The sequence below is a fragment of the Micromonospora sp. B9E7 genome (assembly GCF_039871815.1).
Classification (GTDB): domain Bacteria; phylum Actinomycetota; class Actinomycetes; order Mycobacteriales; family Micromonosporaceae; genus Micromonospora.
Window position 1 is genome coordinate 524,844 of record NZ_JBDPLX010000003.1, and the last position, 10,229, is coordinate 535,072.

Annotated in this window: 11 protein-coding genes; 6 read left to right on the forward strand and 5 right to left on the reverse strand. The window is 71.6% G+C overall.

Translation table 11 applies throughout. The features are described from left to right. Window positions 1-3: 3 nt before the first annotated feature. Window positions 4-885 carry a mycothiol conjugate amidase Mca gene (gene mca / locus ABGB10_RS07665; protein WP_145786370.1) on the reverse strand — a complete coding sequence of 294 codons (882 nt, stop codon included), beginning with the start codon at window positions 883-885 and terminating at the stop codon, window positions 4-6. A gap of 202 nt (window positions 886-1,087) precedes the next feature. On the opposite strand from mca, the gene ABGB10_RS07670 reads away from it, so the two are divergent. Next, a complete protein-coding gene (locus ABGB10_RS07670) occupies window positions 1,088-1,528 on the forward strand; it encodes a DUF4307 domain-containing protein (RefSeq protein WP_347660138.1) in 441 nt (146 codons plus the stop codon). Window positions 1,529-1,684: 156 nt separating this feature from the next. Continuing rightward, a complete protein-coding gene (gene greA, locus ABGB10_RS07675) occupies window positions 1,685-2,182 on the forward strand; it encodes a transcription elongation factor GreA (RefSeq protein WP_088986285.1) in 498 nt (165 codons plus the stop codon). Between the two features lie 61 nt (window positions 2,183-2,243). Here the strand turns inward: greA and ilvA are convergent, their stop codons facing one another. From ilvA to ABGB10_RS07695, 4 genes are all read right to left on the reverse strand, one after another. Continuing rightward, the gene (ilvA, locus tag ABGB10_RS07680) at window positions 2,244-3,464 is read right to left on the reverse strand and encodes a threonine ammonia-lyase (protein ID WP_347660139.1); all 1,221 of its coding nucleotides are present in this window, start codon (window positions 3,462-3,464) and stop codon (window positions 2,244-2,246) included. A gap of 133 nt (window positions 3,465-3,597) precedes the next feature. After that, entirely contained in the window at window positions 3,598-4,530 is a 933-nt protein-coding gene (locus tag ABGB10_RS07685; RefSeq protein ID WP_347660140.1) for a DUF4328 domain-containing protein, read from the reverse strand. Between the two features lie 45 nt (window positions 4,531-4,575). Next, on the reverse strand, window positions 4,576-5,985 hold the full coding sequence (locus ABGB10_RS07690) for an amidase family protein (RefSeq protein ID WP_347660141.1): 1,410 nt from the start codon (window positions 5,983-5,985) through the stop codon (window positions 4,576-4,578). Between the two features lie 12 nt (window positions 5,986-5,997). Next, window positions 5,998-7,140, reverse strand: a complete 1,143-nt coding sequence (locus ABGB10_RS07695; RefSeq protein WP_145786365.1) for a cystathionine gamma-synthase — start codon at window positions 7,138-7,140, stop codon at window positions 5,998-6,000. 95 nt (window positions 7,141-7,235) lie between these two features. Here ABGB10_RS07695 and ABGB10_RS07700 point away from each other — a divergent pair, with 95 nt between their 5' ends. The 4 genes from ABGB10_RS07700 (at window position 7,236) to ABGB10_RS07715 (ending at window position 10,200) form a co-directional block, all read left to right on the forward strand. Beyond that, entirely contained in the window at window positions 7,236-7,658 is a 423-nt protein-coding gene (locus ABGB10_RS07700) for an HIT family protein (protein WP_347660142.1), read from the forward strand. Window positions 7,659-7,733: 75 nt separating this feature from the next. Next, on the forward strand, window positions 7,734-8,396 hold the full coding sequence (gene msrA / locus ABGB10_RS07705; protein WP_269681088.1) for a peptide-methionine (S)-S-oxide reductase MsrA: 663 nt from the start codon (window positions 7,734-7,736) through the stop codon (window positions 8,394-8,396). A gap of 368 nt (window positions 8,397-8,764) precedes the next feature. Continuing rightward, window positions 8,765-9,694: a ribonuclease Z gene (locus tag ABGB10_RS07710; RefSeq protein WP_347660143.1), complete on the forward strand. Its 930-nt coding sequence runs from the start codon at window positions 8,765-8,767 to the stop codon at window positions 9,692-9,694. Continuing rightward, the gene (locus ABGB10_RS07715; protein WP_347660144.1) at window positions 9,691-10,200 is read left to right on the forward strand and encodes a GNAT family N-acetyltransferase; all 510 of its coding nucleotides are present in this window, start codon (window positions 9,691-9,693) and stop codon (window positions 10,198-10,200) included. Before ABGB10_RS07710 ends, ABGB10_RS07715 begins: the two co-directional genes overlap by 4 nt. The last annotated feature ends 29 nt before the right edge of the window (window positions 10,201-10,229 follow it).

Genomic DNA, 10,229 nt, shown 5'->3' on the forward strand with positions numbered 1-10,229 from the left:
AAATCAGCGTGCGTGCGCCGTCTCCCGCACCCCGGCGAAGAGATCCGACTCGGGCAGCGGGCTGTCGACCACCGAACGGGCCAGCTCGTAATCCTCGGTCGGCCAGGCGCGCTGCTGCAGCTCCATCGGCACGTGGAACCAGAAGCCGTCCGGGTCGACCTGGGTGGCGTGGGCACGCAGCGCGTCGTCGCGAACCGGGAAGTATTCGGCGCACTCGACCCGGGTGGTGATCCGAGGGCCCTTGTCGGGACGGTCCTCCCACCGCTTGAGCCACTCTTCGTAGGGCGACTCCAGACCCGCGGCCAGCATGCCCTCGTGCAGGGCCATGATCTTGCCCTTGGAGAAGCCGATGTCGTAGTAGAGCTTCAACGGCTGCCAGGGGGCGCCCAGCTCCGGGTAGCGCTCCGGGTCACCGGCGGCCTCGAAGGCGGCCACGCTCACCTTGTGGCACATGATGTGGTCCGGGTGCGGGTAGCCGCCCTCCTCGTCGTACGTGGTGACCACGTGCGGACGGAACTCGCGCATCAACCGCACCAGGGGCCCTGCGGCCACCTCGACGTCCTGCAGGGCGAAGCAACCCTCGGGCAGCGGCGGCAGCGGGTCACCCTCGGGCAGGCCGGAGTCGACGAAGCCGAGCCAGGCCTGGTCGATGCCGAGGATCGCCCGCGCGGCGTCCATCTCGGCACGCCGGATGTCGGCGATGTTGGCCCACACGTCGGGTCGATCGAGCTTGGGGTTGAGCACGCTCCCGCGCTCGCCGCCCGTGCACGTCACGACCAGGACGTCCACCCCCTGTGCGACGTATTTCGCCGTCGTCGCCGCGCCCTTGCTCGACTCGTCGTCCGGGTGCGCGTGCACGGCCATGAGACGCAGTTGCTCTGCCAACTTCGGCGCTCCTCGTCTGTGCCGGACGGTGGACCCGACCGGGCTCAACCGGCTGACCTGCCGGGATCGTCCGCACCGCACCCTTGCCGCCGGTCAGCAGCGCGTGCATGACCTGCCATTCCTGCCGCTGGACCGGGTGGGAGGATGGGACTCTGCCATTCTTGCTGATGCCGCCGACAACAACGCCAGGAGATACCCGCCGGTGACCGAGACGCACGCCACAATTTCAGCAGGCGCGCCCGTTTTCCCGGCCGGGCGCTACGGCCGACGCCGGGCACCGGGCGGACGGCGGCGACGCACGCTGCTGGCGGCACTGGTGCTGCTGGCGCTCGTGGGGACGCTGACCGTGATCTCCGTACGGCTCTACCGCCAGTACGGCGACCCGGCCTACGACGCCCAGGTGATCACGTACACGGACATCACGGACAACCAGGTGCTTGTCGACTTCCGGGTGACCGTGCCGTCGGGCGGATCGGCGGTCTGCGTCCTGCGCGCCCGGGACCGCGCGGGCGCCGAGGTCGCCCGGGAACAGGTCACGGTGACCGCCGAACCCGGCAACCGGCACGTGACGACCCGGCACCGCCTCGCCACCACCGCGCGGCCGTTCATCGGCGAGGTCCTGCGCTGCCGACCCCCGTCCTGACCTGCGGGAACAGCCCTTCCCGCAGGGGCGGAAGGCCATCTACGCGCGGTGTCGGATCCGGGCACCCGGGGTGATGGCCGACACCCTGTGTCGTACCGCACTGGTAACTTGGTAGTTCACCTGTCAGCCAGCCACGCACAACTGAGGAGAACGCCTGTGTCCACTGGCAACGAGGCGCCCGCCACCTGGCTGTCGCAGGACGCGTACGACCGCCTCCAGGCCGAGCTCGACGAGCACATCGCCAACCGTCCGGCCATCGCCGCCGAGATCAACGCTCGGCGCGAGGAGGGCGACCTGCGGGAGAACGGCGGCTACCACGCCGCCCGCGAGGAACAGGGCAAGGCCGAAGGTCGCATCCGCTACCTGACGGAGCTGCTGCGCACCGCGAAGGTCGGGGAGGCGCCGACCGCGGACGCGGTCTCGCCTGGCATGGTCGTGACGATCTACTTCGACGACGACACCGACGACACCGAGACCTTCCTGCTCGGCTCGCGGGAGATCGCCGCCACCACCGACCTGACCGTCTACAGCCCCGAGTCGGCGCTCGGCAAGGCGATCCTGGGCGGTCGGGCCGGGCAGACCTGCACCTACACGGCACCGAGCGGCGCCGACATCAAGGTGACAGTGGTCAGCTTCGAGCCGTTCTCCGGCTGACCGCCGGCGGCCACACGAGCCGCTCCCCAGCACCGCTTCCGAGGCGTGACACCCACCGGTGTCACGCCTCGGCGGCGAACACCACCTGGTAGCCGCTGGCCCGCAACGCGCTGATCAGCGTGTCCGAGTGCTCCACGCCCCGGGTCTCGACCGACAGCGCCACCTCCACCTCGCCGAGGCCGAGGTGCGGGTTGGCCCGCTGGTGCTCCACGTCCACGACGTTGGCCCGATGCTCGGCGATCTGACTGAGCAGCGACGCGAGCTGCCCCGGCCGGTCCGAGCAGCGCACGGTCACCCGCAGGTAGCGACCCGCGGCGGCCAGCCCGTGCTCGATCACCCGCAGCATCAGCAACGGGTCGATGTTGCCACCGGACAGCACCGCCACCACCGGCGTCTCCACCTCGACCACGCCCGCCATCAGCGCGGCGACACCGACCGCCCCGGCCGGCTCGACAACCTGCTTACCGCGTTCCAGCAGCATCAACAGGGCCCGGGAGATGTCCTCCTCGGAGACCGTGACCACCTCGTCGACCAGTTTGCGCACGTGGTTGAAGGTGATCTCGCCCGGCCGGCCGACCGCGATGCCGTCGGCGATGGTGGAGAAGGTGGGCAGCCGGACCGGCTCTCCGGCCACCAGTGAGGGCGGGAACGCCGCCGCACCGGCAGCCTGGACGCCGATGATCCGGATGTCCGGTCGCAGCGCCTTGGCCGCCACGGCCATGCCCGAGATCAGACCGCCGCCACCGACCCCGGTGATGATCGTCTTCACGTCCGGGCACTGTTCGAGGATCTCCAGCGCCACCGTCCCCTGGCCGGCGATCACGTCGGGGTGGTCGAACGGGTGGATCAGCACCGCGCCGGTGCGCTCGGCGTACGTGTGGGCGGCGACCAACGCCTCGTCGACGGTGTTGCCGGCCAGCTCGACCTGCGCGCCGTACCCCTTGGTGGCCGCCACCTTCGGCAGCGGCGCGTTGACCGGCATGAAGACGGTGGCGTGCGTACCGACCAGGCCGGCGGCGAGAGCCACACCCTGCGCGTGGTTGCCCGCGCTCGCCGCGACCACGCCGCGCTCCCGCTCCGCCGCCGACAACCGGGAGATCCGCACGTACGCGCCCCGCACCTTGTACGAGCCGGCACGCTGCACGTTCTCGCACTTGAGCCAGGTCGGCCCGCCCAGCGCCGCGCTGAGCGGACGCGAGGGCTCCAGCGGGGTGGTCCGGGTGACGCCAGCGAGCAACTCCCGTGCGGCCCGCACGTCGTCGAGACCGACCAGTTCCGTCATGCCCCGATCGTGCCACCCGCCTCCCGGGCGCCCAGCGGCGACACCGGCGTGGGCGACGTTGATCCACTCGACATCCTGAAAAGCGCGGTATCAGGGCGGCCCGGACAGCCCGACTTCAATGATCCCGAGTGAATCAAGAAGCCGGCGCAGCCCCCGGCACCTCCGAGAGGGGCTGCGCCGCAGCAGCGGGCTGCACCCCGGGCACCCCGGAAGCCGACTGCGCCCCGGGAGCCGACTGCACCCCGGAAGCCGGCTGCGCCGCTGGCCATACCTGGGCCGGCCAGATCGGGGCGGTCGGCCACTGCGGGGTGGCGTGAGCGATCCGGGCCTCCTGGGCAGCGGAGATCCGTTGGATCAGCAGGATCAGCGTCACCGCCGCGATCACGCAGCCCAGTGCGGGCACCGTGTTGCGGAGCAGTGCGTCCTGGTAGTGGTCGACGTACGCCTGGTAGCCGGCGTCGTCGAACGGGGTCTCCGCCAGCTTCTCGTACGCCCGGTCGTCGGCGCGGGTGGCGAGCCGCTCACCGATGCTGAACACCAGCCAGGAGCACCACCAGACGGCCACGAGCGGCGGCGTGGCCCGCCGCCAAAGGCTGTCCCGGGCCACGCCCGCCACGACCCGGGCCGGCACCACGAAGTTAGCGAAGGGCACCAGCCAGCCGGCGATCGCCCAGCCGGGTCCGAAGGCCGGCTCGGCGCCGGGGAAGGCGTCGGTGTTCTTGCGGGCCCGCCACGTCCAGATGATCACCAGTACAGCGGCGGTGAGTTGGGCCACCGTCATGATCAGCGCCACTACCGCGCTGATGATCAGCGCGCTGACAAGCAGGTCCGGGTCGTCGTTCGCCATGGCCCGCCGGGCCATCACCATGCCGATCAGCGGGTACAGCGCCACCACCAGGTAGAGCACGGCGGTCGCGCCGACGGCGACGTTGGCCGCCAGGCCGATGCCGCGGACCCGGTAGGTCGGCAACCCCGGGGTGACCGCGGGCTGGCCGAGCGGCGTGTAGCACCGCTGGCACTCGTGATGTTCGGGGGACGTGGCGTCCCCACAGGTCTGACAGCGCATAAGAATCCCCCGGTCCGCGCGATGATGCGCGCACACCGTAGACGATCATGCGACGGCCGGCGACCCCGTTCCGATCCGGGGGTAGCCGGGGGCGTGGCGCGCCCAGGGGGCGGCCATCTCGAACTGGCCTGCGACACCGAGCAGCAGCAACTCCGAGCCGGGCGGGCCGACCAGCTGCACCGCGACCGGCAGACCGTCCGGGCGCCGGCCCACCGGCACCACGACCGCCGGCAGGCCGGCGACGTTCCACGGTGCGGCGTACGGGGCGTACCGGATGTTGGCCGTCATGTTCGCCCGCCACGACCGCTCGGACCAGCGCGCGGCCTCCGGCGGCGCGGTGGCCAACGCCGGCGTGAGCAGCAGGTCGACCGAGTGGTCGCCGAAGAAGTCGACCGACCGTTGCCGCCACGCGGCGCGGTCGGCCTCCCGCACGTAACCGCGGCGCTGCGCCCACTCGCCCAGCGCGACGTGCCGCCGGGTACGCCGTTGCAGGCCACGCCGGTCGATCCCGGACGCCCGGACGTCGGCGGCGGCCGCGGCGAACCAGGTGGCGATGCCCTGCAGCCCGAGTGCGGTGGGGTAGACCGGATCGGCCGGCACGGTGTCATGCCCGGCGGCGGCGAGAAGCCGGCCGGCGGCGGCGACCGCGTCGCGGTTGGGCGCGTCCGGTGCGACACCACGCACCGGGGACCTCAGCGAGACGCCCACCCGCAGGCGCTGCGGCGGGACCAGCTTCTCGGGACGTCGACCGGCGAGCACCGAGAAGCCGACCGCCGCGTCGGCGACGGTGCTGGTCAGCATGCCGTGCTCGGTGAGGCCGAACCAGTCGTCCGCGCCGAGCTGGCAGGGGACCACACCACGACCCGGCTTGAGCCCGACCAGACCACAGCAGGCCGCCGGGATCCGGATCGAGCCGAGACCGTCGTTGCCGTGCGCGATCGGCACCAGCCCCGCGGCCACCGCGGCGGCCGCGCCGCCGGAGGAGCCACCGGGGGTACGCGTGCTGTCCCACGGATTGCGGGTCACGGCGCTGTCGTCGTCGGTGAGCGCCCACAGCCCCAGCTCCGGCATCCGGGTCACGCCCAGGATCACCGCGCCGGCGCCGCGCAGCCGACGCACCACCTCGTGGTCGGCTTCCGCGACGTCGGTGCGGGCGGCCGTCGATCCGTTCCAGGTAGGCAGGCCGGCGACCGGAGTGTTCTCCTTGACCGCCACCGGAACCCCCGCCAGCGGCAGGTTGGCGAGGTCCTCCTGCTCGTCGACCTTCTCCGCCTCGGTGATCGCCTCGCCGCCGCGAACGGCGCGGAACGCGGCCAGCTCACGGTCGGCTCGGGAGATGTACTCGAGGTGGTCGGCGACGACCTGGGTGGCCGAGACGTCACCTCGGCGTACGCCCCGGGCGATCTGCTTGGCGGTCGCCCCGACCCAGGTCGCCATGATGTCCTGCACGGCCATCCTCCCCAGCGGTCAGCCCAGCGCCTGCTCCAAATCGGCGAGCAGGTCGTCGACCGTCTCGATGCCGACAGACAGTCGCACGAGATCGCCGGGAACTTCAAGCGGCGAGCCGGCAGCACTTGCGTGTGTCATCCGGCCCGGGTGCTCGATCAGGGATTCCACGCCGCCCAGCGACTCGGCGAGCACGAAGAGCTTGGTGCGGTTGCAGATCTCGACGGCGTGGTCCTCGCCGCCGGAGGCGCGGAACGAGATCATGCCGCCGAACCGGCGCATCTGCTTCGCGGCCACCTCGTGACCGGGGTGCGAGGGCAGCCCGGGGTAGATCACCTGGGCCACCTTGGCGTGCCCGTCGAGGTACGCGGCGAGCCGCTCGGCGTTGTCGCAGTGCCGGTCCATGCGTACCCCGAGGGTCTTGATGCCGCGCAGCGTGAGCCAGGCGTCGAACGGGCCGTTGATCGCGCCCATCGCGTTCTGGTGGTAGCGCAGTTCCTCACCGAGCCCGGCGTCGGCGACGACGAGCGCACCACCGACCACGTCGGAGTGCCCGCCGATGTACTTGGTGGTGGAGTGCACCACCACGTCCGCGCCGTGCGCGATCGGCTGCTGCAGGTACGGCGAGGCGAAGGTGTTGTCCACCACGAGCAGCGCGCCCGCGTCGTGTGCCACGGCGGCCAGGGCGGCGATGTCGGCGATGCCGAGCAACGGGTTGGTCGGCGTCTCCAGCCAGACGATCTTCGTGCGGCCGGGCTGGACGGCGGCCCGGATCGCGTCCGGGTCGGAGACCTTGGCCGGGGTGAACTCCAGACCCCAGCGCTGGGCGACACGGGCGAACAGCCGGTAGGTGCCGCCGTACGCGTCGTCCGGGATCACCACGTGGTCGCCCGGCTGGCACACGGCCCGCAGCAGGGTGTCCTCGGCAGCCAGACCACTGGCGAAGGCCAGCCCCACCGGCCCGCCCTCCAGCGCCGCCAGGCACTCCTGGAGCGCGTCGCGGGTCGGGTTGCCCGAACGGCTGTACTCGTAGCCGAGCCGGGGCGCACCGACGGCGTCCTGCGCGTACGTGCTGGTCTGGTAGATCGGTGGGATCACCGCGCCGGTGCGGGCCTCAGGGTCCTGGCCGGCGTGGATGGCGAGCGTCTCGAAGCCGTGGTTCATGGTGGTGAGGCTAGTGCCCCGTCCCGAGGGCTGGAACGGAACCCGCGCTCCCGGGCGGGGCCGGACCGCGGGAACCGTCGGCATAGCCTGGCCCGATGAGCGGTTGCGTGTTCTGCGGGATCGTGGCGGGTGAGGTGCCGGCGGTCCGGGTGGCCGACACCCCGGACGGGGTGGCGTTCCTGGACACCCGGCCGGTGTTCAAGGGGCACGTGCTGGTGGTGCCCCGGGTGCACCTGGTGACCCTGGCCGATCTGCCGTCCGAGCTGCTGCCGGGCTACTTCGCGCTGGTCCAGCGGTTGGCGGTGGCCGTGGAGACCGCTCTGGGGGCCGGTGGGACGTTCGTGGCGATGAACAACAAGGTGTCCCAGTCCGTCCCGCACCTGCACACCCATGTGGTGCCACGGACCAAGGGCGACGGACTGCGCGGGTTCTTCTGGCCGCGTACCCGCTACGAGGACGACGCCGAGGCCCAGACCTACGCGGGCCGGGTCGCCGCCGCACTCTCGGGCGCGGCCTGACTCACACTCGCGCGGGTAAGGAAGGTAGACCCACCGGTGTTGCACGCTGCGAGTGGTACGAGAGGAGATCCCCACGTGTTTTTGCGCCGTATGAACGCCGAGATGGTCTCGCCCGACCAGGCCCTGCCGGGCCGTCCGATCGCCATGCCGGTCGCCGACCGGCACGAGGTGCTGGGCACCCCGTTGAAGGGGCCCTTCCCGGAGGGGCTGCAGGTAGCGGTCTTCGGCATGGGCTGCTTCTGGGGCGCTGAGCGGCTGTTCTGGACGCTGCCCGGCGTCTACACCACCTCCGCCGGCTACGCGGGTGGCATCACCAAGAACCCGACGTACGAGGAGACGTGTTCCGGCCGGACCGGGCACGCCGAGGTCGTCCAGGTGGTGTACGACCCCAGCAAGATCAATTACGAGGATCTGCTCAAGGTCTTCTGGGAGAACCACGACCCGACCCAGGGCATGCGCCAGGGCAACGACGTGGGCACCCAGTACCGGTCGGCGATCTACACGACCACCGACGAGCAGCGGACCATCGCGGAGTCGTCCCGGGACGCGTTCCAGCCGATCGTGACGCGGGCCGGCAAGGGCGAGATCACGACTGAGATCGCCCCGCTCGGCAGCTACTACTTCGCCGAGGACTACCACCAGCAGTACCTCGCCCCGACCAAGAACCCGAACGGCTACTGCAACCACGGCCCGAACGGGCTGAGCTGCCCGGTCGGCGTGGCCCGAGTCGGCGGCTGACCATCAGACACCGAACCCGCGTGATGCCCGGCCGCCTGAGGAGGTGGCCGGGCATTCCCGTTCGGCCCTGTGATCGAAATCCGTTGCCGAGCCCGACGAGAACTCGATAACGTGGCCGTACACGTGAAAGGAGGTGGTCCAGACTTGTATAGCAATCGGACTCGTGAGGTGGCTGTCAGCTAGCCGCTGTCCTCGACAGTGATCGGCTCGCCGCGAGGCGGGCAAAAAGCACCATCGTCGAGACCGTGTGGCAGCGGTGCGGCGAATCCACGACAGCCACCCGACCCCCGGGGTGCCGGCCAAGTCCAGCCGGCCCGCGCACATGCGCGGAGCGCCCCGGGGGTCGCTCCATCTCCGGAGGCCCGCCGATGTCGATGCGCGAACTGGTGGTGCTGGGGACGGCCAGCCAGGCGCCGACGCGGCAACGCAACCACAACGGGTACGTGCTGCGCTGGGACGACGAGGTGATCCTCTTCGACCCGGGTGAGGGCAGCCAGCGTCAACTCCTGCACACCACTGTCACCGCCAGCGACCTCACCCGCATCTGCGTCACCCACTTCCACGGCGACCACTGCCTGGGCCTGCCCGGCACCATCCAGCGGCTCTCCCTGGACCGGGTGCCACACCCGGTCGCGGTGCACTTTCCCGCCGGGGGCGCCGACTATTTCGCCCGGTTACGGCACGCCACCTCCTTCTACGAGACCGCCGAGTTGCGGGTCGAACCCATCGAGGCGGACGGGCAACGGATCACCCTGGCGTGCGGCACGCTGGAGGCACGCCGGCTGCGGCACCCCATCGAGACGTACGGCTACCGGCTGGTCGAGCCGGACGGCCACCGGATGCTGCCGGAGAAGCTGGCCGCGTACGGCATCGCCGGGCCGGCCGTCGGTGAGCTGATCCGCGTCGGGCACCTGGACCTCGACGGACGCCGCGTCACCCGGGCCGAGGTGAGCGAGCCCCGGCACGGGCAGCGGTTCGCGTTCGTGATGGACACCGGCCTCTGCGACGGGGTGTACGCGCTCGCCGAGCACGCCGACCTGCTGGTCATCGAGTCGACCTTCCTGGAGTCGGAGGCCGCGCTCGCCGCCGAGGTCGGCCACCTCACCGCGGCGCAGGCCGCCCGGGTGGCGACCGAGTCCGGGGTACGCCGGCTCGTGCTGACCCACTTCTCCCAGCGCTACCCCGACCCGCGCCGATTCCACGACGAGGCACGCGAGCACTTCGACGGTGACCTGATCATCGCGGAGGATCTGACCACGGTGCAGCTCCCACCCCGCCGGGTAGCCTCGGCCGGGTGACCGTCACGCTGCGCTCCGCAACCGGCGACGACCTGATGGCGGTGGGTGCCCTGCACCAGCGCTCCCGGGTCGCCGCGTACTCCGCCTTCCTCCCGGTCGAAGCCCTGGCCGACCCGACACCCGAGGCGATGGGGCGGTACTGGGTCGAGCGGTGGCGCTGGGAACAGGACACCCACCGGATGACCGTGGCCGAGCGGGCCGGGGCGCTGGTCGGGTTCAGCCACCTGGGCCCGGACGACGAGGACGACCCCGCGACCGGGCTGCTAAACGCGATCCACCTCGACCCGCGCGAGCAGGGCCGCGGCATCGGTCGCGCGCTGATGGTGGACGCCCTGGACGCCATGCGCGCCCAGGGTTGGCGTCGCGCGGCGCTCTGGGTACTCCGGGACAACGCCCACGCCCGCTCCTTCTACGAGCGCGGCGGCTGGACGTCGACGGGGGTGGAGCGCGAAGAGCACATCGGCACCGCGCTCACCCCGCAGGTCCGCTACGCCCGCCCCCTATAGCCCCACCTCACCCACCCTCCCACCCACCC

Excerpts from the sequence above, each read along its gene's own strand:
- ABGB10_RS07695 (WP_145786365.1), bottom strand. The coding sequence starts at position 7,140 with ATGAACCACGGCTTCGAGACGCTCGCCATCCACGCCGGCCAGGACCCT.
- ABGB10_RS07700 (WP_347660142.1), top strand. The coding sequence starts at position 7,236 with ATGAGCGGTTGCGTGTTCTGCGGGATCGTGGCGGGTGAGGTGCCGGCG.
- ilvA (WP_347660139.1), bottom strand. The coding sequence starts at position 3,464 with ATGACGGAACTGGTCGGTCTCGACGACGTGCGGGCCGCACGGGAGTTG.
- ABGB10_RS07710 (WP_347660143.1), top strand. The coding sequence starts at position 8,765 with ATGTCGATGCGCGAACTGGTGGTGCTGGGGACGGCCAGCCAGGCGCCG.
- ABGB10_RS07685 (WP_347660140.1), bottom strand. The coding sequence starts at position 4,530 with ATGCGCTGTCAGACCTGTGGGGACGCCACGTCCCCCGAACATCACGAG.
- ABGB10_RS07690 (WP_347660141.1), bottom strand. The coding sequence starts at position 5,985 with ATGGCCGTGCAGGACATCATGGCGACCTGGGTCGGGGCGACCGCCAAG.